The organism is Vibrio crassostreae, from assembly GCF_024347415.1.
GTDB lineage: Bacteria > Pseudomonadota > Gammaproteobacteria > Enterobacterales > Vibrionaceae > Vibrio > Vibrio crassostreae.
Map to the genome: position 1 here is coordinate 1,695,683 of NZ_AP025476.1, position 23,400 is coordinate 1,719,082.

At 43.9% G+C, this 23,400-nt stretch carries 21 protein-coding genes; 5 read left to right on the forward strand and 16 right to left on the reverse strand.

The window, feature by feature from the left end; all coding sequences use genetic code 11:
• Positions 1-16: 16 nt before the first annotated feature.
• The 11 genes from OC193_RS07845 to OC193_RS07895 form a co-directional block, all read right to left on the reverse strand.
• Entirely contained in the window at positions 17-1,390 is a 1,374-nt protein-coding gene (locus tag OC193_RS07845; RefSeq protein ID WP_048665007.1) for an O-antigen ligase family protein, read from the reverse strand.
• 204 nt (positions 1,391-1,594) lie between these two features.
• Complete coding sequence (locus tag OC193_RS07850) at positions 1,595-2,731, reverse strand: glycosyltransferase family 4 protein (RefSeq protein ID WP_048665008.1); 1,137 nt, start codon at positions 2,729-2,731, stop codon at positions 1,595-1,597.
• A complete protein-coding gene (locus OC193_RS07855) occupies positions 2,712-4,226 on the reverse strand; it encodes a sigma-54-dependent transcriptional regulator (RefSeq protein ID WP_048666381.1) in 1,515 nt (504 codons plus the stop codon). Before OC193_RS07855 ends, OC193_RS07850 begins: the two co-directional genes overlap by 20 nt.
• A 164-nt stretch (positions 4,227-4,390) precedes the next feature.
• A complete protein-coding gene (locus OC193_RS07860; RefSeq protein ID WP_048658705.1) occupies positions 4,391-4,795 on the reverse strand; it encodes an Hpt domain-containing protein in 405 nt (134 codons plus the stop codon).
• 336 nt (positions 4,796-5,131) lie between these two features.
• On the reverse strand, positions 5,132-6,364 hold the full coding sequence (locus tag OC193_RS07865) for a quaternary amine ABC transporter ATP-binding protein (RefSeq protein ID WP_048665010.1): 1,233 nt from the start codon (positions 6,362-6,364) through the stop codon (positions 5,132-5,134).
• Positions 6,357-7,256, reverse strand: a complete 900-nt coding sequence (locus OC193_RS07870; protein ID WP_048658707.1) for an ABC transporter permease — start codon at positions 7,254-7,256, stop codon at positions 6,357-6,359. The genes OC193_RS07865 and OC193_RS07870 overlap by 8 nt, the downstream gene beginning before the upstream one ends.
• Before the next feature lie 160 nt (positions 7,257-7,416).
• Entirely contained in the window at positions 7,417-8,409 is a 993-nt protein-coding gene (locus OC193_RS07875; protein WP_048658708.1) for an ABC transporter substrate-binding protein, read from the reverse strand.
• A 553-nt stretch (positions 8,410-8,962) separates the two neighbouring features.
• Positions 8,963-9,652 (reverse strand): P-loop NTPase family protein, encoded by a 690-nt coding sequence (locus OC193_RS07880; RefSeq protein ID WP_048658709.1) that lies wholly within the window; start codon positions 9,650-9,652, stop codon positions 8,963-8,965.
• Entirely contained in the window at positions 9,652-11,751 is a 2,100-nt protein-coding gene (locus tag OC193_RS07885) for an SLBB domain-containing protein (protein ID WP_048665011.1), read from the reverse strand. The genes OC193_RS07880 and OC193_RS07885 overlap by 1 nt, the downstream gene beginning before the upstream one ends.
• The gene (locus tag OC193_RS07890) at positions 11,748-12,581 is read right to left on the reverse strand and encodes an OmpA family protein (protein ID WP_048665012.1); all 834 of its coding nucleotides are present in this window, start codon (positions 12,579-12,581) and stop codon (positions 11,748-11,750) included. The genes OC193_RS07885 and OC193_RS07890 overlap by 4 nt, the downstream gene beginning before the upstream one ends.
• A gap of 61 nt (positions 12,582-12,642) precedes the next feature.
• Positions 12,643-12,972: an STAS domain-containing protein gene (locus OC193_RS07895; protein WP_019823092.1), complete on the reverse strand. Its 330-nt coding sequence runs from the start codon at positions 12,970-12,972 to the stop codon at positions 12,643-12,645.
• A gap of 333 nt (positions 12,973-13,305) precedes the next feature.
• Here OC193_RS07895 and OC193_RS07900 point away from each other — a divergent pair, with 333 nt between their 5' ends.
• Complete coding sequence (locus OC193_RS07900) at positions 13,306-14,151, forward strand: DNA ligase (RefSeq protein ID WP_307862878.1); 846 nt, start codon at positions 13,306-13,308, stop codon at positions 14,149-14,151.
• Positions 14,152-14,271: 120 nt separating this feature from the next.
• Here the strand turns inward: OC193_RS07900 and OC193_RS07905 are convergent, their stop codons facing one another.
• Positions 14,272-15,642 (reverse strand): MATE family efflux transporter, encoded by a 1,371-nt coding sequence (locus OC193_RS07905; RefSeq protein WP_048665014.1) that lies wholly within the window; start codon positions 15,640-15,642, stop codon positions 14,272-14,274.
• Positions 15,643-15,803: 161 nt separating this feature from the next.
• On the opposite strand from OC193_RS07905, the gene OC193_RS07910 reads away from it, so the two are divergent.
• Positions 15,804-16,412, forward strand: a complete 609-nt coding sequence (locus tag OC193_RS07910; protein WP_048665015.1) for a riboflavin synthase — start codon at positions 15,804-15,806, stop codon at positions 16,410-16,412.
• 161 nt (positions 16,413-16,573) lie between these two features.
• On the opposite strand, the gene OC193_RS07915 is transcribed toward OC193_RS07910, so the two are convergent.
• Together OC193_RS07915 and OC193_RS07920 are read right to left on the reverse strand one after the other, a co-directional pair.
• Entirely contained in the window at positions 16,574-16,777 is a 204-nt protein-coding gene (locus tag OC193_RS07915) for a CPXCG motif-containing cysteine-rich protein (protein WP_004733789.1), read from the reverse strand.
• A 111-nt stretch (positions 16,778-16,888) separates the two neighbouring features.
• Complete coding sequence (locus tag OC193_RS07920) at positions 16,889-17,755, reverse strand: fructosamine kinase family protein (RefSeq protein ID WP_048611040.1); 867 nt, start codon at positions 17,753-17,755, stop codon at positions 16,889-16,891.
• A gap of 586 nt (positions 17,756-18,341) precedes the next feature.
• On the opposite strand from OC193_RS07920, the gene OC193_RS07925 reads away from it, so the two are divergent.
• Positions 18,342-18,686, forward strand: coding sequence for a DUF3802 family protein (locus OC193_RS07925; RefSeq protein WP_048665016.1), 345 nt, complete (start codon positions 18,342-18,344; stop codon positions 18,684-18,686).
• Between the two features lie 87 nt (positions 18,687-18,773).
• Here the strand turns inward: OC193_RS07925 and OC193_RS07930 are convergent, their stop codons facing one another.
• Complete coding sequence (locus tag OC193_RS07930) at positions 18,774-19,259, reverse strand: C40 family peptidase (protein WP_048665017.1); 486 nt, start codon at positions 19,257-19,259, stop codon at positions 18,774-18,776.
• Positions 19,260-19,363: 104 nt separating this feature from the next.
• Between OC193_RS07930 and OC193_RS07935 the strand changes: the two genes are divergently transcribed.
• The gene (locus OC193_RS07935) at positions 19,364-21,409 is read left to right on the forward strand and encodes a methyl-accepting chemotaxis protein (protein ID WP_048665018.1); all 2,046 of its coding nucleotides are present in this window, start codon (positions 19,364-19,366) and stop codon (positions 21,407-21,409) included.
• A gap of 206 nt (positions 21,410-21,615) precedes the next feature.
• Here OC193_RS07935 and OC193_RS07940 read toward each other — a convergent pair whose 3' ends face one another.
• Positions 21,616-22,419, reverse strand: a complete 804-nt coding sequence (locus tag OC193_RS07940) for a sterol desaturase family protein (protein ID WP_048665019.1) — start codon at positions 22,417-22,419, stop codon at positions 21,616-21,618.
• Between the two features lie 72 nt (positions 22,420-22,491).
• Here OC193_RS07940 and OC193_RS07945 point away from each other — a divergent pair, with 72 nt between their 5' ends.
• Positions 22,492-23,238 carry a tRNA-uridine aminocarboxypropyltransferase gene (locus tag OC193_RS07945; RefSeq protein ID WP_080967361.1) on the forward strand — a complete coding sequence of 249 codons (747 nt, stop codon included), beginning with the start codon at positions 22,492-22,494 and terminating at the stop codon, positions 23,236-23,238.
• The last annotated feature ends 162 nt before the right edge of the window (positions 23,239-23,400 follow it).

The window sequence follows — 23,400 nt, forward strand, 5'->3', positions numbered from 1 at the left end:
GGTTAAAATAAGGCCTTTAGATTTTCTCATTTTGACAAGCAGTTTGGGATACGTTGGAAACACATACAGTGAGTGCAGCGAGTATGTAAATGGGCCAGTTGAAACCCTGAGTTAGGAAGGTTCCCGACACAATAGTACCGATAAGGCCGGCGTAAACAGCGTAAGCTACCGCGTTAAGTTCTGGTGGCACGTGTGTCGTAGAATTTGAAAGCCTTTCGAGAGTTACGCGCGAAGTTTTGATCAATGAGACAATCAGAATGACAAAAACAATCAGGCCGATGAAGCCCGTTTCGGCCAATACGCCAAACCAAGTACTGTGAACAGCGTGGTTCAGACCGTCCCAATGAGAGCTGTAAAAGAAGTAGTTAGAGAAGAAGTTGTTTAGCCCAACGCCAGTCAGCGGGTTGTCTATCGCCATTTTTATCGCCGCTTCCCACGCATATATCCTACCCATGGCGGATTCATCGATGCCTTGCTCTGCTGCGCCGCCAGACGCGCGATCAGAGATTCCCGCAACCAGATAAAGCACAACGGCGGCAACTGAACCTAACGAAATCAACAAGACTTTAGAACGAACCAACTTCCAGGCAAAGATACCAATTACAGCGATGCACCCCAATAATCCACCACGGCTTTGAGTTGCTATGATTGCTGCAAGCAACAAAACACAAACTAAAGCACTGATAATTCGTTTGAAATAGGAAATACCCGGTGTACTCGCTTGGCTGATTGTGAAGGCGAGTGGGAACATAAGTACGAGCGACAGATCGTTCGGGTCGCCGAGCATAGAACCAAAATCTCGTCCTATGGTGACCCTTGAACCTTCAACCAACCCAATACCGTTTATGGAGTTGTAGACCGCAATCGCGCTTACTAAGGCGCCGGCGTAAATGATAGTCATCGCCGTTTTCGCCAAATTCTCTGTGGTATTCACGAGCCAAGCAATCGCTAGGGTCATGACTATTATCTTCCAATAAACGCCCGTGAATTCTGCTAATGCGATAGGTCTATTAGAGGCAAAGACAACCCCTATGGTGGTTAAAGCCCAGAATATCGCCAGCCAATTGAATGAATGGTGCCAAAAGATCTTCAGTTCTCTGCTGACCAGTGAATGCCATAAAAGGGCTGACAGAGCGCCCATCGATAACAGTAGAGGTATTTTAAGCGGATAAAGTTGTGGTAACGCCTCATGAATACGGAAGAAGGAAAACACCACAAACAAAAGTACAAACCAAAACGCTTTGTTGATAACGAAAAGAGCACCCAAAGGAATGAAAGCAAGGACAATCACTACTACTGGGTGAGGGACCAGATACCAAGCAACGCCAATAATAAGGCTCAAGAAGGAGAGCCCGACAATCAACGGTGTTCGATTCACTTGGTCTCGCATTGTATTTTCCTTCACCTAGCTAAATTCCAACTAAATAAAGTTATAGCAAGGTGAATGCCAAATATGTTTTATATTTAACTATCTGTATTTAATGGCTATTTTAGGTAACGGAATCACCTATTTGAGCGTAATTCAAAATGAGAATCAAATTGGCAGCGGTATGAGTCAAAGATTATTCACAGAGGCATGCGGAGTTTAAGGTGTTTAGTTACCGTAGCACGCCAATATTTGTGGAATGACAGCTTGCGGGGAGTACTGTTCAATAATCGTGTTTCTAGCCTTTTGGCTCATGACGTATTTCTCTTGGCTAGAAAGACCAAGCCATTCAATTAAGCATGTTTGGAGTTGTGTTTCGCTTTGTGCGATATAGCCGTTGGTTTGATGTTCAATCAACTGTGGAAGATTACCAACGTTTGTTGCGATAACAGGTATTCCACGCGCCATGGCCTCGAGCGCTGCCATGGGTAACCCTTCGTATCTGGATGGAATAACCAAAACATCAATGGTTTGCCATGCACTACTCATGTTGGTTTGATGACCATGAAACGTGAGATTTTTGCAGTTACTGGTTTCTAACGCTTGTCTTTCCGGACCATCACCAAATAGATGAAAATGGTGAGCAGGGTTAGCTTGAGCAAGCGTAACAAATCGGTCTGGTGCTTTTTCATGACTTAAGCGACCTACGAATCCAACGTGATAAGTCGAATCTGCAATCTGAGTCTCGTCAGAAACATGAGGTGAGCGTGGACGTTCAGGAATCGCGATGAAATTGTTGAGTAGCGTGGTTTTCGAAGGGAGCTTTTCTTTAATTTTATCGCTTACCACCAATGAATGATCAGAAATCACGCTCGTGTATCGATCTAAAAAGTCATAGAGCCACACTTTTCCAGTTGGAGTTTCGCCTGCGTGATAGGTTGATATTTGACGTGTTTTATCGGAACTACTCATCGTTAACTTGGCCAGCTTAGCGACAATACTCGCTTTGTAGCCATGAGCATGGATGTGTGATGGTTGGAATTCAGTAATAGCCAGTTTCAGCTGTGACAATGCATTACCCTGACTTGGTGCGATGTCGCTGAGATGACAAAAAGGAAGTTTAAGTTGAGTCAAACGAGTGATGATAGGAGGAAGAGGTTCGAACTTGGTAAGCAGTATCACTCGTGCTTTACATTGATGCTCAATCAAGCCTGATGCTAACTCAATAACATGAGTTTCGATTCCTCCAAAGGTTTGGCTGTCGATTAACAGCCAAATCTCTTGTGGCTCAGGGGTTGTAACCTCCTGAGCTTGAACAGAATGGACTTGGTTAAGCCCTTCAAGGTTAGGCTTGATTGTACTCATCTTCCGATTCCCAAGCCTGTTTCTTACGATAAACCGTAGAAGGGCTGAGCTCCAATAACACGGCCGCATTCAACACGTTGCCATCGCAATGATTAATAGCATGTTGAATGGCCTCACGTTCAATCTGCCACATTGGACGAATAGCACCTTCCGTAGTAGTAAACGCAGGTGTCATCGGTTCGCTTTGAGCTTGAGGTGCTGATGTCTGTTCCAACTCTTCAGGTGTGATAGGTGGCAGTTTAGTTTCGGCTACAGGAGCAGGGGTGTTAGCAGCTACTGGCGCGACGTTTCGTATCGGTGTGACACTCTTTGGTTTTGTGCTTTCTGCTTTATTAATCGGCGGAGGCAGCATCTCTTTGGTTACGCTCGTTTCATTGTTCAACACCACGATGTTACGAATGATGTTTTGCAATTGACGAACATTACCTGGCCACGTGTAGCGTTTAAGAAGCGCTTGAGTTTCTTTGTCGATAGATTTGAATTTCTTCTTGTCTTGTTTCGCGTACAGCTTCAAGAAGTGATTTGACAGAGTGACAATGTCACTTCCTCTTTCACGTAATGGTGGCATCTCGATAGGCACTACATGTACGCGGTAGTAGAGATCTTCACGGAATCGACCTTCTTCCACTTCGACTAATGGATCTCGGTTTGTCGCACAGATAATTCTGACATCGACTTTAATCTCACGGTTACCGCCCAGTGGCGTGAAAGTACCGGTTTGTAGGAATCTAAGAAGCTTTTTCTGCATCTCCAATTCCATTTCACAAAGTTCATCGAGAAACAGTGTGCCACCGTGTGCTTGCATTGCTGCGCCTTTACGGTCTGTTGTCGCTCCGGTAAACGCACCTTTAACGTGGCCGAAAATTTCACTTTCCATCAAGTCACGAGGAATAGCACCACAGTTAATGGCAATGAAAGGCTTGTCACCACGTTGGCTCTCTTGGTGGATGGCTTCAGCACACACTTCTTTACCAGTACCACTTTCGCCATTGATGAATACACTAGCAGTAGTAGGGGCGACGGAATCAATAATCTTGTAGACGGCTTGCATTGGTAAACATGAACCAATGAAGTTATGAAAACGGTCGCGGTCGAATTTGCTTTGAATGTTGTCGACAAGGTTTTCGAGCTTGGCTCTACGTAGATGCAAACTCACAGACGTTTTTAAACGGTCGGCTTGAATGGGCTTTTCTAAAAAGTCTTCCGCACCGCGCTGAATGAGGTCTACGGCGATATTCACCGAGCCGTGCGCCGTTGCGATGATAACGGCCGTTGGAATATCATTTTCGCTGATCCAATCCAAAACTTCTTCTCCCGGCATGTCGGGCAGTTTCAAATCTAGAATAACCAGCTGTGGAGAATGTCTTTCAATAAATGTTTTGGCTTCCGCACCTGTCTCGACATGGAATATGTCGTAGGGCTCGTCTTTAACGTACTGTTTGTACAGTACGGCGAGGGAGGTGGAGTCTTCAACTAACAATACTTTAGGGCGCATTGTGTATTCCTTTTGAAACTTTATCCTAACCAATCAATAACATAGTGACATGTAACCATCAATACGATTCGAATGTAATTGTTATCTACCGCATGCAATCTCTTAATATCACTTTGTGTTGTGGGAGTGCGCTGTAAATAGATACATGAGCTGTGAGAAAACGATCAGCTGAATCCCACTTCTTTTCGTTCAAGTAGGGCTTTGATTGAGCGGTCTGCAAGTTCGAGCAACTCATCAATTCGAAGAAACGCTTCGTCATGTTCCTGCTCTAAACATTGTTGCTCTAAAGCACGTGATAACTCGCCCAATGGACGGTTACCTAACGAAAGCGCAGTGCTGCCGAGGGTATGTACCTCAAACTCTAGTGTTTGAGCGTCTCGATTACTTGTTGCTTCTCTGATCGCTAATAAACGAGTTTGTGATTCCGTCACGTAATGGTCGATTAATATGGGGATGATGTCCGCACTGGTGTCCCGAATCATTTGCTCCAGAACGCTTTCATCAACAAGCTCGAGGTCTACTTGGTTTGTTACATTTTGAGGTGTGTCTGACGTTAAAGTCGAATTCATCAAACGAAGTCCTTTTGTTAAGTCGTAATCCAATACGTCTGCTTGAGCTTAATATCCATAGGTACTATTAAGTTTTAGTCATTTTCTAGAATAATTTCAACTGCTTGCCTTAAAAACTATCGCATTGAATCGTGCTGATAGACGTTTTTGCGCACTCAAGCTATGGATGTAACGAGTTGATTTCATGTGTTTTTACTCATGAAATATGCACTTAAGTGTCTAATGAGCGATTCGTATAGAGAGCCGACATAACGGAAAGGCTGAACAAAACAAAAGGCCACTGCATCAAATCAATACAGTGGCCTAGGTTAAGTTTGTAAGTAGTACCTTGTTAAGCTAAGAGGCTTTATCAATCTTTGGCTTTGGGGAAGGTTCTACATCTTCCTCGCTATTTTCAGAGAAGATATCCGCTACAGCACTTCTCTCAAGTTCACCTTTAAGGTTACCTTCCTCATCGACAACAGGGAGCGAGTAGTCACAAGACATGGTGTCTGGCAGTACTTCTTCAATCACAGCATCGGGTAGAACCGCTGGCACTTCTTCATATATCTCGTCGCTGAAGTCGTGCACCGTTGAATCTTCTACCGCATCTTGCAGGCTCTCTTTGGTCACAAGCCCTTGATAACCATCATCGGTTACGTGGTATGCGTAATCGTGTTTAAGCATCTTCATTTGCGCTAATGCGCCTTCAATGGTTTCTGCTGTGATTCGGTATAGAGGAGGCTGCATCACTGTTTCTACAGTCAATGCTCGAGCTCGGTTAACGTCTTTTACGAACGCTTCAACATAATCGTCGGCAGGATTCAAAAGAATCTCATGTGGCGTGCCTTGTTGTACCAGCTCACCGTCTTTCAAAATTGCGATTCGGTCACCTAAACGTAGAGCTTCGTCCAAGTCATGGGTGATAAAAACAATCGTCTTATGAAGCTTTTCTTGAAGCTCGATAAGTTGATCCTGCATTTCGCTACGAATTAAAGGATCGAGAGCCGAGAAGGCTTCATCCATCAGCAAGATTTCAGCGTTGGTACACAGAGCGCGTGATAAGCCGACACGTTGTTGCTGACCACCAGAAAGTTGGGCAGGGTACTGATTACCGTAGCCTTTCAAACCCACAGTTTCTAACCACTCGTTGGCTTTCGCTAAACGATCTTCTTTCTTGATGCCTTGAACTTCCAATCCGTATGCAACGTTTTCAACCACAGTTCGGTGAGGCATTAGGCCAAAGCGCTGGAATACCATCGACATTTTATGACGGCGGAACTCTTCCAGCTCTTTCGTGTTAAGGCTCATTACATCTATGCCTTCAACCGTGATTTTGCCTTCAGTTGGGTCAATCAAACGGTTGAAGTGTCGAATCAAAGTCGACTTACCAGAGCCTGAAAGACCCATGATAACGAAGATTTCGCCACGATTGATTTCGAGGTTAATCTCTTTCAAACCAACGGTATGGCCAGTATCTGCAAGAATCTCGTCTTTGTGTTCACCGTTTTTAACTCGGTTCATCACCGACTGCGGCTTAGGGCCAAACACTTTAAACAGGCCACTAATTTCGATTAATGGTTTAGTCATGTTTGAATCCTCCTAGGTGCGCATTGGTTCTTCGCGCATAAGCCTGTGAAGCTCGGTCAAATAGAATCGCGAGGGCAACGATGGCAAAGCCGTTCATTAAGCCCAAAGTGAAGTATTGGTTGGTAATCGATTTAAGAACCGGTTGGCCTAAGCCTTTAACACCAATCATAGACGCAATAACCACCATCGACAGTGCCATCATAATGGTTTGGTTGATGCCTGCCATAATCGTTGGCATAGCTAGCGGCAATTGAACACCCCACAAACGCTGTTTCTTGCTCGCACCAAATGCGGTTGCCGCTTCTAACACTTCTTTATCAACCAAGCGGATGCCTAGGTTAGTTAGGCGAATAACAGGAGGGATTGCGTAGATAACTACAGCGATTAGACCTGGGATTTTACCAATACCAAGCAGCATAACCACTGGGATCAAGTAAACGAATGCAGGCATGGTCTGCATGATATCGAGTAACGGGGTCACGACGGATTGCACACGATTAGAACGTGCCATCGCAATACCAATCGGGATACCGAGGAAAATCGAGACTAAGGTACACACAGTAATGATACTGAGTGTCCGCATTGTATCTTCCCACATTCCAAAATAACCAATGAGAAGCAGTGAAACGACACAACCTAATGCCAGTTTCCATGATCGACTCGCGGCGTACACTAAGGCAGTACACACACCAAGAACGATCAGCCATGGAGTAGAAATGAGGAGTTTTTCAAACCAAACAAGGAAAGAGAGAAGAGGGTCAAATAATGATTCAATCGTTTCGCCGTATTCACGGGAAAATTCGCGGTAAGCACCATCTAGCGCTTTTTTTATTGCTCGTAAATCAGAGCGTTCCATCTCTGGAAAGCTTGATAACCAATTGCTGTCGGCCATTTTATATCCTTATAGTTCGGAGTAACTTGTCCTTACCATTCGTTGAATATGAGTAAGAACAAGGCTCCGAATTATGAATAACATCAAGTATAGCGACGTTATTTCCGTTTTAATGAAGTCTAGTTTTTGCTGAAATATAGCTAGTTTTAAAATCTAGCAGTTACAGCTCAGCTTCAATTTTCTTAGCGACTTCGTCTGAAACCCATGGGTGCCATACTTCTGGGAATTCGCTTAAGAAATGTATACTCGCTTCTTCACCATCAGCTTGGTTGTCTTCCATCCAAGCAAGAAGTGCGTTCATTTTGTCGTTAGTGAAACCACGTTTTGTAAAGTAGTCATACGCTTCCGGTGCGCGTGACGCAAAACTTTCAGTGGTAATAGTGTGGACAGGTGAAGGCGGGTACATGGTCGCTTTAGGTGATTCACAGCCTTCTTGAGTCGTACAGTTGATGAATTCTTCTTTATCAACGCCACTGCCAAAGTCGACTTTCACCATGTCGTACTTACCAAGAACCGCAGTCGGTGCCCAGTAGTAACCAAACCAAGCTTCTTCACGTTCGTAAGCTTTCGCGATAGAACCAGATAAACCGGCACTCGAGCCTGGGTCAACAATGGTAAAACCACTGTCTTCTAGGTTAAGTGCGTCAAACAAGTTAGCGGCACTGATTTGACAGTTCCAACCTGCTGGGCAGCTGTAAAATGCGGATGTATCTGGGTCTTCAGGGTGCTTAAACAAAGATGCGTTTTTACGTACACCTTCAATGGTTGCCATTTCTGGGTTTTGTTTAACGAGGTAGGCTGGAACCCAAAAACCTTCTTCACCACCATTCACAAGTGCTTTACCTGCGTAGCGAAGACGTTTTTCTTCAACACCTTTATCAAGGGCATCTTTCAGGCTGTTACTCCAAAGTTCTGGTGCAACATCCGGTTGGCCTTTCTCAATCATCGACGTGCCAGTTGGCATTGTGTCGCCAGGGATAAGTTCAGCATCACAACCGTATCCGTGTTCTAGGATAAATTGGTCAATGTTGGCGATTAAAGTTGCAGAGTTCCAGTTCATGTCTGCGATTGTTACGCTGCCACATTCTCCAGCGTTAGCATGACCACTGGCTGCTGCAACTAACAAAAATACGGAGCTTAACTTGTATTTCATATTGAGTTTCCTTTCTCTTTAATAATACAACCAAGCTAATCAAGGTCTGTTGACTAACTAAATTGCTCGATGGTGATCCTTTCCGTGTACTTGAACCATTTGAGCAGAAGGAGGGATAGCGGGAGATGAGTAGGTAAACCAACAAAGCATAAAGTGTGATTTGCTTGATTTATCCACTGTGTTTCACAGCCATCGGATAACTTTGTCAAACTATTACAAATTCGTCAAAAACCACCTCTATTTATAATCTTAGGGAATAATCGTACGAATTCCATCTTTGATGCGATTTACATGGCGCTTTAACAGTCTGTGTCACATTACCGCGAAAGTTAGGCTAGGGGCTGTTGATCTTTGAGTGGAATTGAAGGTGGTAAGACCATAATTGGCGTGTGTGAAATGCGTTGAATGTTCTTGAAAATCTTATTTTTAGCATTAATTTCGTCAAAAATAACAAACTAAGATTTGTTCGGGCAGAGAGGAAGGTGCTTCTAACGCCAACCTGAGTGGAGTCTGTCACTTTTAAAATGAGAGCGGACATACCTAATAGGAGATGCTACATAGGTAGGTTCAAAAACTCATTTTGATAAAGCTTGTTGGCTAGGCGGTCGCGAAGCTTAGACGGAAGAAACTTCATTCGATTGATTTGTCTAATCAGTTCTTGGGCGAAGCTTGGATTACTCTTCATGTTCATTACACAACCCATCAATGAAATGCTTTGTGCATCGAGAAGCTTCTTGGCTTGCTCTAGGTGATGACTCGACGTTTCACCATAAGCAACGACAAGTAACGCACAATCACACGCGCTCGCCACAGATTGAGCAGGAATATTACCTTTGTTGATATTAAGTAGTGGCGACGTATCAATGACTACACGGTCGTATTTACTTAACCACTGGGTCACCGCTTTTTTAAGCGTCGCTGGATCTTTGTAAGCTAACTGAGTTGATGCAACTTGTGGAGCAGGGACACCAATAAACGTTCGTTGAGACTCTACGTGCTCAATAAGCTGCGCTGTGTGTTCTTCTTCAAGCATATGCAAGTTCTTAAACGCAGAGTTGAAAAGGTTGAGGTCAACATACAAGGTAGAGTGACCCGCTAACAAGAAGCGTTCGGCCAATGCTGTTGCGATAGATGTTACGCCGTCACCTGAATGGCAAGCCGTCACACAGATAGAGCGTTGTCCATTCAATTCGGAAGCTAAGTACAGTTGTTCAACTTCGGCATGCGTTGCTGAAATAGTCATTATAACGCTCCTATTAACACGATAGTGGTGGTAATACGTAGGATGTCATCTAAGCCAACACGGGCTTTCTCAATAAAGCTTTCACGACGGTCTGGAATGTAAATCGTATCACCTGCACGCAGCACTGGTAGGTTGTAGATGTTCGCCGTTTTACTGAACTCAACAAGGTCGAAGGTACGAGCTTGGCCTTGGCAACAAGACATGTTCACAATAGTAATCTTCTCCACATAAGCATTGTCAGTAGGGCCTGCCGCTTCTGCCAAGATATCTAAGATAGTCATGTTGTCGTTAAACACGTAACGACCCGGGTTATTGATCGCGCCCAGTACTCGAACCGTTTCTTCTTTTGGCGTATCTAACCAGTTTTTACCTTTCTCAGGGATGTAGATGGTGTCGCCAGTGGTAACGTTTGGCAGCAATGATTCATCACCCGTTTCGAAGTATAGTGATAGGTTTAACTTACTGACTTGAGAGTAGGTTTTATCACGGTGAGTCACACGTACATTGTGTATGTCGGCATCTTTAGTTGGGCCATCGGCTGCAGACAAGATATCTAGAAAGTGCATATCTTTAGTGAAGCGGTAACGACCAGGTGCATTCACTTGCCCGAAGATGTAGATCGAAGCATCTGAGCTTTGACGAACCCATTGTGATTTATTGTCTGAAGGATCTTGTGGTAAGTCGTGAACACGCACAATAGAACCAGCTCGGATTTGAGGCATTTGGTCTCGTGGCGCACCATTACGGATAAAATCATCTAGGTTAAATACGACTAGCTTTCTACCCGTCACAACTTCAATTTTTGATGTATCAGCACGCAGCGTAGGGCCACCAACGTGAGCGAGTAATCCCATAAAGTTCATTTCATCTGACCATTCAATACGACCAGGTCGGTTTACCTCACCAATAACATTAACCGCTCTGTCTGGGGTAATCTTCAACCAAGACTTCTCATTCATGTCGGTTTTCTCAGGAACGAAAATCGCGTCACCCGCTTTTATGCTCGGTGGGTTAGAGTTCGGTAGGCCTTCTGTGTAAGCCGCTAAGTCAAACTTAAGCACTCTGCCATCCGCTTTAATTACTCGGATTTGTCGTGACTCTGCGAATCGAGTTGGGCCGCCTGCGTTCGCAAGGATGTCCATGAAGGTCGCATCGCGTTTGCCTTCGAAAGCGCCGGGAGCAGCAACTTCACCCATTACGTAAACCATGTTCGCCCCCGATTTAATCTCTTCTTCTTGTTTCGGAACAAAAATGGTTGAGCCGGGTTGCAGAGTTGGCAACAAGCTTTCATCGCCAGAATCCAGGTAGCGCTTAAGGTTGAACAGAGTAGGTGTGTTGTTTGAAATTACGCGAATTTGCTCGACACTGGCATAACGGGTTACGCCTCCAGAGCGCATCAGCACATCAACTAGGTCAGTGTTTTCTTTGTAAGTAAACGAGCCGGGTGCGTTCACCTCACCAAACACCTTGATGGCGTTGCGAGAATCTGCACTGTCGCCAGAATTTGCAAGCTTTGCTGCATCAAACTCTTGTTCGATATTCCCCACAAGTGGGGAAGCTGGAACAAACAGAGAGTCTAGCGATTGCAGTGTCGGTAGGTTAGCTTCGTCACCGGAATCTAGAAAACGTTTGTAATTGAACTCTTTTTTGTCGGCACCACGTTTTAAGATCAGTTTGTCGAGCTGTGCGCCCGGACGTAAACCGCCCGCTGCATACAATGCCATTTGGATACTAGAACCCAATGCAAGCGTGTATTCGCCCGGCTGTTCTACATAGCCTTGAACATAAATAATGATTTGTTGTTCTTTCACATACACAGATGCGTTAGAAAGATCTTTATAAGCCGTAGCCAGAGCCTCTAGGACAACTTTGTTCAGCTGCTCAGTGTCGTATCCAGCAACGAATACCGTTCCGACTTCTGGAAGGGTGATACGACCACGTTTATCGACTTGAAAGCCTGTGTTTAGGCTGCTTTCGCCGGGAACATTAACTTGGATAAGGTCACCGACTTGCACAGCGTCTGAAAACTCGTCATTAGCTTGAACAAAATTCGCAGAGAAAAGTGAGAATGTGATGAACAATGTGATCAGTGTTTTCATAGTGCACCTCCCATCTTCGCTGCGTTCTTAGGCGAGATAATTTCAATGCTCACTCGGCGGTTCGTTAATAGAGTGCCTGCGGTTTCACCCTCAAAAAGCGGTACCGTTTCACCAACAGACACAGCCTTGATTCGTTGTGGGCTAAGGCCAAAGATGGTGAGGTAACGTTCGACCTGTTTTGCTCGTCCAAGTGCTAGCTTGTCGTTGTACTCTTCTGAGCCTGTCGCGTCTGCGTGCCCAGTAACAATTAAATCTAACGATTTGTTTTCTTTTAGAATGTAAGACGCTTCAGCCAGTTTTCCCATGTACTTAGGGTTTACTTCGGTAGAGTCTTGCGCGAATTGGTTATCAACATTTAACAGGTCATACAGCTGTTCAATCACAGATAACCGCATACGGAACTGGTTTTCATTTTGAGGCGGTTCACAGCGAGCTTGCGAGGTAACGTAGTCGAGTTGGAATTCAAGTTCATTAAGGCGTTTTCTTTGGATAACAAGGTCGTTGGCGGCATCGAGCAACAGACCACCTTGCAGTTCTCGTGCAATACGATTTTGCTTTTCAATGGCTTGAACAACGGCAGCAGGGAAGCACCAGCGCGCACCTTCTTGGATTAGGGCATCTAAATGTAGTTTTGCTAGTTGCCAATCAAAACGTAGTCCGTGTTCAGGACCAAGCGGCTCATCGGGCATGACAGGAGAGAAGTCAGAGTTCTGATAGTTGATGGAATCATAACTTTCCGCTAAACCTCCGGTGCCTTGTTCTGGGTAACTTGTGCAACCCAGAACTAGGACAGACAGAGAAAGGGCTATGTAGTTTTTAAGTTTTTTCATGCCAACGTCCTTTGTTTTTCTTTTTATTATTATTTTTAGTTACTTCTAGCTTAGTGGATCTTCATGAATTGGTAGGATTTTTTGAGTTAACCGGGATAGCGTGGCCAATACGCAGTAGATTCATAATTTCTAGTGGCTGACCTGATACGTTTTCCAAGCGCATATTTCTTTCACGTTCAGTTAGGCGTTTGAACATATAAACAATCGCGCCTACACCTGAAGAGTCCAAAAACTGCACTTCACTGAAATCGACTTCGATCTCTTGGTGACCATCATTTGAAATCACATCGTCAATGTCTGTCTGTGCATCGCGGCTACCCGCTGCGTCTAAATCACCGAAAATAGAAAGAGTCAGCGTTGTTGTGTTTAGGTCAATTTTGCGTAATTCCATAATGATATCTCCTTGAATGCATGAGTTTAGAATTGCACTGAATGTGCCAACTTTTATGTTGTTTATTTTCAATGAGTTAGAGTTTTTCTTTGGGTGGGTGTCATATTGAGAAACGCCACTTCTCAATATGAGAAGTAAAAATGAATGGATTTTTGAGAGTCACAATTGATTGATATTGCGAATGAAACGTTAAGTTAAATAAGACTGAAGATTGGATCGCATCTCTAAGGAAATCTCATGTACCGTAATTCGAGACCACATAGGATAAAAATACTTGAAGGAAAAAGTACTCGAGTAAATAGCAGATCAAAACAGAAAGCGGATAAGGATTAGATGATGAGATTAACCAAATTGGCGGTTGCAACACTCTGGGCATTCTCCTTGCCATCTCACTCATCTTATTTACCGCCTGAACAGTTAGTATTAGCCAATACCTATAAACAAGGGATAGACGTTTCTGAGTATTGGACAAGTGAGAAACTCGATGGTATTCGAGCCTTATGGGATGGAAAGCATCTTTATACAAGAAATGGTAATCGAATTTACGCACCAAGGTGGTTTACAGAGAGCTTGCCAGAAGTGCACTTAGAAGGAGAGTTGTGGGCTGGACGAGGGAAGTTCCATCTTGTTCAATCTACGGTGTTAGACCACACTCCTAGCGATACCGCTTGGCGACAGATCGACTTCATGCTCTTCGATATGCCAGGTGCAGCCGGAGATTACCAAAAGCGTTATTACAACATCTTGCATTGGGTGAGCGTAATCGATGAGTCACACGTCGGTTATGTTGAACATTCACCAATTAAGAATGAAGAAGCGTTGTTTCACCAACTCGACAACGTAGATGAGCGACATGGCGAGGGTTTGATGCTTCGCAAGATCACTAGCCGCTATCAAGCAGGTCGCAGCAATGACTTATTAAAACTCAAAAGGCACCATGATGCTGAAGCCACAGTGATTGGTTATAAAACCGGAACGGGCAAATACAAAGGAATGATGGGTTCCATCTTAGTTCACAACGAACAGGGCGTAGAGTTTTACATTGGCAGCGGGTTTACTGACAAAATGAGATTATCGCCACCCGAGATTGGCAGCCGTATTACTTTTCGCTACAACGGCCTCACTCAAAACGGAAAACCAAAGTTCGCAAGGTTTGTCAGAGAGAAGAGTGACTATTGAGTCGTTCGATAGTGTGATTTTAATAATTTAGAAAGCAAAAGAGCCCTGAAAATCAGAGCTCTTTTTTGACGTCTTAGCGAGGTACACGAATGCTAGTTATCACAATTGTTGCTAGCTAGATTATCGAGAACTGAACTCTAGTTGCACTTCATCACTTTGTTTATGCATCCAGTGTAGGCGCATACCCAGCATAATCGCGGCCGATGTTAGACCGACAATGAAACCAATCCAGAAACCGTGCGCGCCCATAGGTTCAACAATCCAATCTTTCATTCCTAAAATGTAGCCGATAGGAAGACCAAGCAACCAGTAAGCCACGAAGGTAATGTTGAAGATCGAGCGCATGTCTTTGTAGCCACGTAGAGCACCTGCTGCGATAACTTGGATGGCGTCGGTGCACTGATAAACCGCAGCGAACAAAAGTAATTGCATTGCAACGGTAATTACCGCGGTGTTCTCTGTGTAGAGTAATGACACCTGCTCTCTGAACAATACAGTTAATGCCGCCGTCATTAAGGCTGTGACTAAACCAACAATGATACCTACGTGTGTCGCGATTTTTGCTCCTTCGGTGTTGTTTTCACCCAACTTATGGCCAACACGAATACTCACAGCCGCACCGATACTCATTGGAATCATGAAGACTAGCGAAGAGAAGTTGATCGCGACTTGGTGCGCGGCAACTATCAATGAGCCGAGCGGAGCAACCAACAGAGAAACCACTGCGAACAAGGTTACCTCGAAGAAGATAGCGGCAGCGACAGGGAAACCAAGTCTAAACAGGCGGATTTGCGCTTTGAGCTGAGGCTTATGGAATGTGCCGAAGATGTTGATTTTCGCTAAACGTTTTGATGTTAAAACGTAAGCAAACAGCAGTGCAAACATCACCCAATATACGATAGCCGTTGCAACGCCACAGCCAACACCACCCAGCGCAGGAGCACCAAGTTTTCCGTATACGAACATCCAGTTAAGCGGGATGTTCAATAGCAAGCCAATAAAACCAATCACCATTGCAGGCTTAGTTAAAGACATACCATCAGTAAAGCTTCTCAATGTTTGGAACAACAAAAATGCAGGGACAGCAAACATCACCGCATTCATATAGCCGATGGTCTTTTCTGCCATGAGGTGTTCAATGTCCATCCACTCCAATATCAATTGCGTCTGGAACAGCACGCCAATGATAGGAAGGGAGATGACGAGCGCTAAAAACGCACCTTGTTGAATCTCAAATGGTATTTTTACTTGTCGACCAGAACCATTCAGTTGTGCAACGACAGGAACCAACGCCATCAATAAACCAACACCAAATAATATTGATGGTAGCCAGATACTTGCTGCAATTGAAACCGCCGCCATATCTATAGCACTTACGCCACCGGCCATTACGGTATCAACAAAACCCATTCCAGTTTGTGCAACGGATGCGATTAATACTGGGGTCGCAAGCTTGATTAGATTCGAGGATTCTTCTTTGTAACGATGCACAAACAACTCCAAACAAAAGGGAAAATTAGAATAATAGTGTAGGAAAGGACATTCTGAAGGAATCAGAGACAATGATCTTAAGCTTCCACTGGACGAATCATAAAGAAATGTCACAATAACTGCTATGAAAAACTGTTATTAGAATGATAAATAGGAATCTTATGTTTACAGGTATCGTTCAAGGCATGGCAACACTCGTTGCTATCAACAAAAAAGAGTCGTTTCAAACGCATACCATTGAGTTAAGTGACGAAATGGTTGAAGGATTAGCCATTGGTGCTTCAGTAGCTCATAACGGTTGTTGCTTAACGGTAACGGAAATTTCAGGTAACCAGATTGCTTTTGATTTAATGCAAGCGACATTGCGATTGACGAACTTAGGCCAATTGAATGTTGGTGACAAAGTGAATGTTGAGCGTGCAGCAAAGTTTGGTGACGAAATTGGCGGGCATAGCATGTCTGGCCACATTACTCTGATGGCTAATCTCGTTGATGTGATTAAGACAGAAAACAACCGCACGCTTTGGTTCGAGCTGCCGCAAGAATCAATGAAGTATGTGTTAAGCAAGGGTTACATTGGCGTTGATGGTTGTTCATTGACCATTGGTGAAGTGGAAGAGAGCCGTTTCTCTGTCCATCTAATCCCAGAAACGCTGAATCGTACTCTGTTTGGCGGCCGTGAAGTAGGCGACCAAGTAAACATTGAGTTTGATCCTCAAACACAAGCAATTGTTGATACTGTTGAACGCGTACTAGCAAACCAAAAATAGTGGTAGCAGTTTATCAACAGCGTTTGCCTCAAAAGCGCTGACTAAGCAAACGTCGAAGACATTAAAAAAGAGCACATTTAGTGCTCTTTTTCTATTTTTGTGTATTTCTAGGTTAGCCTAGAAATCGAGAGTAGATCTAACTCGACAAGAGAGTAAGTGTGTTAGAAGACTTGTTCGTCGTCTGCATCAATCGAGAGGTTGATTCTGTCTCTTACTTCGTCTACTTGCATGTCGAGATGAATAGCATTGCAACACGCTGGGCAATCGTCATAAAAATCTTGGCTTCCATTTGAAGCATCTAGCGTTATGCTGATTGCATGCCCACAGTGGGGGCAGGAGACATGTTTTTCTGTGTATTTATGCATAGCAAATTCTCCTCACTGTAACTCGTCCCAATCCTAGTAGCTTTATAGATCGCAATAGCTTGTATAGTTCGTAGTAGCTTTATAGAACGACTTAGCTAGCTGCGATTGGTATTAAACGGCCTGTATCTTCTGAATGCATGCCTCAGTTTGAGCTAAATACTCGCCGCCAAATTGATTGCAGTGGTTGAGAAGATGGTACAAGTTATAAATGTCTTTGCGATCAGTATAGCCAACGTCTAGTGGATTTACGCTCTGGTAACCGTCATAAAACTCTTTTGGAAACCCTTCAAACAATTCCGTTAAAGCTAAGTCACATTCATGATCGCCCCAATAACAAGCCGGGTCGTAACAGATTGGTCCAAAGGCTGAGTTTGCAACGTTGCCATTCCAAAGATCACCATGAAGCAAAGACGGGCGAGGGTTGTGGCCAGCAAGACGCATATTCACCACATCAACGATGTCATCAATATCACCGAATTCGATGCCTTTTTCTTTTAGCAGTTGTAACTGGAAACCAATACGCTGCTCAGAGAAAAAACGACCCCATTTCTTATGCCAAGGGTTAGGTTGAAGCGTACTGCCGATGTAGTTATCTTGATCGCAACCAAACTCTTTTTGCTCGCCCCATTGATGAAGCTGTGCAAGCTGTACGCCGAAATCGAAGCTATTGTTGCCCGTCTCCAGCGGCTTGGTTGGCAAGTAATTGAGAATAATGAACGAGCACTCCTTGGTTTTGCCAATAAGCACTAATTCAGGTACGTAAACGGTGGAGGTTTCTCTCAACAAGCGCAAGTTCTCAGCTTCAATTTCAAACTTAGGTAAAAATTCTCGCTGATTCACTTTCACAAAGTAACGTTCATTACCATCGCTGATCATATAGCAATCGTTAATGTCGCCACCAGAAACCTTGGTACGCTCAGTAATCTGAAAGTTAAATAGAAGAGTATCTGAAAGTTGTTGAGAAATGGCCTGCCACATAGGAAATCCTCAAAGACTGAAAGTTAAAAAGATTGAAGGTTAGAAATACTGTTTGTTTAATAGCAATAGTTTAGGATAAATCTGAGCAATTTATAGACGCACTCGTCAATGTTCTTAGCTCTTCTTCAGCTTATGCAGAATCAATTGGCCGAATTGTGAACTCGAGCTGATACAAGCTCGTTGAAATACAAACATAAATTGAAACCCTGACGTGGTGAAACAGTTTGGAAGTGGTCTCACAATCGAAACCGTTTTAATCGCCACAAACTGGAAAAGTGGTTTGAGCTTGTTATTGTCTCCCCACCAATTTAGATGAACTTTTAGAGTAAGCTGAAAGGGCTATTGTTAACTGGCGCAATACTTTACTTCAAAGTTTGTCTTAAACTTTGTTAGGCGTGAATTTACTTTTGGTTTAAGTGGGCAGGTACACCGCATAGAGCTATATCGATTTAAATTTAAGCTGAAATACTAACTAGGATCATTTTAATGCGGTTTTGGGCAATAAAGTGATGACAAATAGCGTCATTTACATAGTATTAGGCAAGTACGTATTAATCTGCTTTAGAGCTTAAAACGGAGAATTATTGTGGTTGTAGAAACCGATGGCTATTTGGCTTTGATCGAGCACCTATCATTTAATCTGGACGTCTTTACCAATAGTAATGGCGATACAGGTAACGAGAGTGTTGAAGACATCATCACAGACATGATTTCAACGAACATCATGGCTATTTTCGAGCAAAACCCAGAGTTGCATTCGAGCGTTCGTTTTCAGCTATTGAAAGAAGCAGATGCCGTAGTAGCTGACCTTGGTGAAGTATTAGCGGGTGTTTGGGCTAAGAAAGCGACCAACGAACAAATTGTATTTCTTGATGAATATATCGCGTTAGTGAAGAACCTGTTTGATACGGCTGTTGCTAAATACGACTAGCTATTCGCGTATCACTCTAAAATAGTAAAAGGCGTTTAAGCCGTAACGTTTCATGTTATGTCGTTCAGCGGTGAATCTTTTGAATCGCTATAAACGCCTAAAGTGCCAAAACTTGGAAGCCCAATAAGGGTTGTCCAGCCTCGATATAATCACACCTTTCGATGTAGAAGCATGTAGGAATTGATTATTTCCTAAGTAAACTCCAACGTGTCGCACTGTCATCGATGTCTTAAAAAACACCAAGTCGCCACTCGTTGCCTGCCCATACGCTATTTCTTTTCCCTTTTTACTCTGGTCTATTGTGGTTCTTGGCAGGGCTTGTTGAGTCGCATTTTGGACGGCTATCTGTACAAAAGCAGAGCAATCTATACCTCTAAATGAGGTCCCCCCGAAATGGTATGGCACGCCTTTCCACTGTTCATACACGCTCATATAAGCGTTTGTAGTCAATTGTTCTGATTTTGACAGAGGATTCTGTGCTGTTTGACTAAGCTGAGAAGGCGATGGTGACGAGCTACAAGCAGCCAATGTTGCTAAAGTTATTGTAACTACAGCCATTTTTTTGATTTTCATATGTAACTCTTCTGACAAAAAACTGAAATAAAAACGTCATCAAGGACTTCTAGTATACGGAATAACTTAAGGATATCTCTTTTCGTAGTCAAACTGGATTGCACATGCCCGACACAAATTTATCAATAAAACCCTCATGTTATACATTCTCGCTCATTCAAACCGTCACTGCTGTATTTATTTCCATTCTTTTACTTGTTAGTTTTTTATCAATGGTTAGCATTCGGGGCGTTGAACGGGTCGGGGGACACTTTGACGCACTCTCGGAACAAGCATTACCCCTTGCTCTACATAATGCCGAATTAACGCAAAGCGTTTTAGAACAAGTAAAACTTCTCACATACAGCACCCAATCAACCGACTTAGATACACTGAATGCCACAAGGGGCTCAATTGACCAACTTGCCACAGAGAGTAATACCACGCTAGAGGAACTCCTTTTTATCTCCCAGTCTTTTCCTGAAGCGATCTCTTTAGAGCAACAACAAAACCTTGTCGATGACATGGCACAACTGCAAGCTATGACCAACACGGTACTGCTGGCGCAAATAGAGATTCAAAGTAAGCAAAATTTGATCGATAGTAAAATGGGCGAGTTCCGTTATGGCGTTGGATCTATCGGACCAGAAATGAACCGTATCAGCTCATTCTTAGTCGAAGACAACCCAGAAGCGAGCGATGCCGCAAATCGTTTTACATCGAGCGCGTCGGCAATGGCGAACACCTTCTTGATGCTAATGATGCAGTCTGACATCGAAAAAGCACAAGACGAATATCGCCAATTAAGAAACCGAATCGCGGGCCTTAACTTGGCTTATAGCGACTTTGCTGATTGGCATCCAGACATCGCGGAGTTCGCAAGCCTTACCGCACCTTATGAGATGGTAAAAGAGGGCTTCACAGAAGAAGGTGTGATTAGACAAATATTGCTTAAATTGGAACTGGTTAAACAGCAAGAGCACAACCTAGCCGAAGTGATTACCTTGGCGAATACCGTAATTAGCACCCTTAACCAATTATCTTCGACTGCTGCACACCTGATTGATGAAAGCGAACTGGTCGTAAATCAAACCATCACCAACATTGATCGTGTGTTGTTTATTAGTGGACTAGTGATTGCTGTGATCATTGTGATCTCATGGTTAGTACTGCGCCGCTGGGTAAACAAAGGACTGAAAAACATTACTCAACAATTGAGCTTGCTTGCAGAGCACGATTTCTCTAAGCACAGTGCATTGGTAGGGCCATTAGAGTTACAAGTGATTGCTTCGAAACTGAATACCGTTGTCGATTCGACCGCCGACTCGGTTCGCTTGGTGACTCGTAACTGTGAAACACTTTACCAGACGGCTGAAGTAAGTCACGACGCTGCGGAGCAAACCAATTCGAGCTTGAACGAACAGAACGAATCACTTCAGAACATGATCACCACGATTACTGAACTGGAAGCATCCATTGGTGAGATTGCTCGTATCTCTAACGCATCTAACGATGATGCACAAATAGCAGAAGATGAGTCAGTCAATGGCAGCCAAGTCGTTGGGCTGAACCAGCAACGTTTGCATGCGTTAGAACATTCACTAAGCATGAACGAAGAATCAATGGCCGACCTTGATGGCCGTGTAAAACAGATTCGTGAAATGGTCGATATGATCAGTGGCATTGCAGAAAACACCAACTTGTTAGCACTGAATGCGGCAATTGAAGCAGCGCGAGCAGGAGAGCAAGGACGAGGCTTTGCTGTCGTTGCCGACGAAGTACGCAAATTAGCGAGTGGCACGTCTCAACAAACCACCAACATTCGCAATATGATGAATGAGCTGGTGGCTGCGGCTGATCGCTCTCGAACGTCTGTTACTGAATCTCGAAGTGAAATGGTCAATGCACTGCAAACCAGTGGCGATGTGAAGCAAGCTTTTGAAAAGATTGAGGTTGCGGTTAGCCAGATTAAAGGACGTGTTGAACAAATCATGGTGGCGACAGAGCAACAAGCACGTGCAACAGTAGATGTGACGCATTCCATCACTCGGGTTTCGGAACAGGGTGAGAATACTAAATTACAGCTTGAATCCATGATTGAAAGCTCAGAGCAAGTCGGAGAGATAGCAGGGCACCAACAAGCTATGCTTCATAAATACGTAATGAAATAAACGAGCTGGTTGAAGTAAACAAGCGTGCTGAGTTAAGCCTTACAACACAAGAGTTGAAGCACTACCTGCGCTTATATCCCTATCGATACACAAACGCCCTTAAATTCTCACAAGAATCTAAGGGCGTTTTGTTTTCGGATTAAGATAACTTTGGTATTAAGATAAGTTCATCTCAATACAAGTTTGAGACTCAACTGAATTAGAACTTAGTCTTTCGTTGTCGGGAATCGTGCAAATGGCTGACGCAGCATCAAATCTAGCCTTTGTTCTTTCCCATCGCGTATCTCAGGGACGCCAATGGTTACCTTGTCGTGACCAAGCTTAGGTTGAGCGCGATAGGTTTTGAACCAAATGTCCCACACCGATAAAAAGAAACCAAAATTCGAATGCGTTTCTTTGATGATTATAGAGTGATGAACTCGATGCATGTCAGGCGTCACAATCACTTTGCGTAATTGCTTATCGAACCATAATGGCAAACGACCATTGCTATGATTGAACATCGCACTCACATTCAACACCACTTCGAAGATCACGACCGCTAAAGCCGGTACGCCCAGTACAAAAATCAACGCCACTTTAATCAGCATCGATAAGATCATTTCAATCGGGTGGAAGCGTGTGCCTGTCGTTACATCAATATCCAAGTCTGCATGATGAACACGATGAAGTTTCCAAAGCAGGGGAATACGGTGGAACACGAGATGTTGCGTGTAAATGGCAAGGTCTAACAACACGACACAGAGAAACACGGTGACTTCAAAAGGAAGCATGATGTTATTAAACAGACCCCATTGATTTTGTTCAGCAATCAGCGCCGCTTCAAACGCTGCAACGGGGATTAATGTTGCCAACAAAATGCTATTAACCGCCATCAATGAGAAGTTATTTCCCCAACGAAACCACTTGTTTTGAGTAAGTGCTTTTCTAGGAGCACGGTACTCCCACAGCGCACACAAGATGAAAGCGGTGATAAAACAAACAAGGCGAAGTAGCGATGGGTCCTGCATAAGAATTCCTTCTATCATTATCAAGCCACTGTAAGTACAATCGTGCCACTTTTCTAGTTCTATCTGTCGTTATTGTCCATGAGAATTCACGCTTTCCACCGTTTATACCAACACCGTTTATCTCTTTCCACCAAACCGTTTAACGCGCGCGGATGTAAAGTGGTTCGGTGTGAGTACTGCAAAATCAAACAAGACAGCTGTATCTGTGAGCACCAACCGAACATAGATACGAACGTCGCGACCATGTTGATCTTGTCAGACAACGAAATCTTAAAGCCAAGTAACACCGGCCGTTTGATTGTGGACACAGTGAAAGACAGCCATGTTTATCTTTGGCATCGAACTGAGCCCAATGTAGAGATGTTGGATGTTCTGAAAGACGAGAAATACCAGCCTGTGATTGTGTTCCCGGAAGACTATACCGATGACAAATCGCGAGTGGTTCAAGATCTGCCACAAATGCGTGATCCAAATAAAAAGCTGTTGTTGATTTTCATCGACGGTAGCTGGCGTGAAGCAAGACGTATTTTCAGACGCTCGGAATACCTTCAAGATCTACCTGTGTTATCGATTGAGCCTGAATCGGTTTCTCAATACATGATGCGTAAGTCAGACAACGACCAACACCTTTCAACGGCAGAAGTAGCGAGCTTGGTATTAAAGCAAGCTGGTGAAGAGCAGGGCGCGAAGACTTTACAACTTTGGTTCGAAGCATTTCGCGAAAGCTACATGCTAAGTAAGACGCGTTATAAGTCGGATCCGACCAAACCTAGCCTGAACGCTTTCATAGAGCACACTAAAAGTGAGACTTCACTCTAACCTTTAACCGCTTTGTGCTGACTTGTTGTTCAAACAGACTCGAACACAAGATAAGTTTGTTATCTATCACGGTTTGTAGGGGGAGTGTTATGGATAATGTTCCTCAGTTGTTTTATTTAAAGAATTTATTTGCCCGAATTTAGGGAAAAATTGGAGAGATTT

Excerpts from the sequence above, each read along its gene's own strand:
- OC193_RS07935 (WP_048665018.1), top strand. The coding sequence starts at position 19,364 with ATGCCCGACACAAATTTATCAATAAAACCCTCATGTTATACATTCTCG.
- OC193_RS07895 (WP_019823092.1), bottom strand. The coding sequence starts at position 12,972 with ATGGAATTACGCAAAATTGACCTAAACACAACAACGCTGACTCTTTCT.
- OC193_RS07915 (WP_004733789.1), bottom strand. The coding sequence starts at position 16,777 with ATGCATAAATACACAGAAAAACATGTCTCCTGCCCCCACTGTGGGCAT.
- OC193_RS07910 (WP_048665015.1), top strand. The coding sequence starts at position 15,804 with ATGTTTACAGGTATCGTTCAAGGCATGGCAACACTCGTTGCTATCAAC.
- OC193_RS07865 (WP_048665010.1), bottom strand. The coding sequence starts at position 6,364 with ATGACTAAACCATTAATCGAAATTAGTGGCCTGTTTAAAGTGTTTGGC.
- OC193_RS07880 (WP_048658709.1), bottom strand. The coding sequence starts at position 9,652 with ATGACTATTTCAGCAACGCATGCCGAAGTTGAACAACTGTACTTAGCT.
- OC193_RS07940 (WP_048665019.1), bottom strand. The coding sequence starts at position 22,419 with ATGCAGGACCCATCGCTACTTCGCCTTGTTTGTTTTATCACCGCTTTC.
- OC193_RS07920 (WP_048611040.1), bottom strand. The coding sequence starts at position 17,755 with ATGTGGCAGGCCATTTCTCAACAACTTTCAGATACTCTTCTATTTAAC.
- OC193_RS07855 (WP_048666381.1), bottom strand. The coding sequence starts at position 4,226 with ATGCGCCCTAAAGTATTGTTAGTTGAAGACTCCACCTCCCTCGCCGTA.
- OC193_RS07885 (WP_048665011.1), bottom strand. The coding sequence starts at position 11,751 with ATGAAAACACTGATCACATTGTTCATCACATTCTCACTTTTCTCTGCG.
- OC193_RS07870 (WP_048658707.1), bottom strand. The coding sequence starts at position 7,256 with ATGGCCGACAGCAATTGGTTATCAAGCTTTCCAGAGATGGAACGCTCT.
- OC193_RS07850 (WP_048665008.1), bottom strand. The coding sequence starts at position 2,731 with ATGAGTACAATCAAGCCTAACCTTGAAGGGCTTAACCAAGTCCATTCT.
- OC193_RS07845 (WP_048665007.1), bottom strand. The coding sequence starts at position 1,390 with ATGCGAGACCAAGTGAATCGAACACCGTTGATTGTCGGGCTCTCCTTC.
- OC193_RS07930 (WP_048665017.1), bottom strand. The coding sequence starts at position 19,259 with ATGAAAATCAAAAAAATGGCTGTAGTTACAATAACTTTAGCAACATTG.
- OC193_RS07860 (WP_048658705.1), bottom strand. The coding sequence starts at position 4,795 with ATGAATTCGACTTTAACGTCAGACACACCTCAAAATGTAACAAACCAA.
- OC193_RS07900 (WP_307862878.1), top strand. The coding sequence starts at position 13,306 with ATGATGAGATTAACCAAATTGGCGGTTGCAACACTCTGGGCATTCTCC.
- OC193_RS07875 (WP_048658708.1), bottom strand. The coding sequence starts at position 8,409 with ATGAAATACAAGTTAAGCTCCGTATTTTTGTTAGTTGCAGCAGCCAGT.
- OC193_RS07890 (WP_048665012.1), bottom strand. The coding sequence starts at position 12,581 with ATGAAAAAACTTAAAAACTACATAGCCCTTTCTCTGTCTGTCCTAGTT.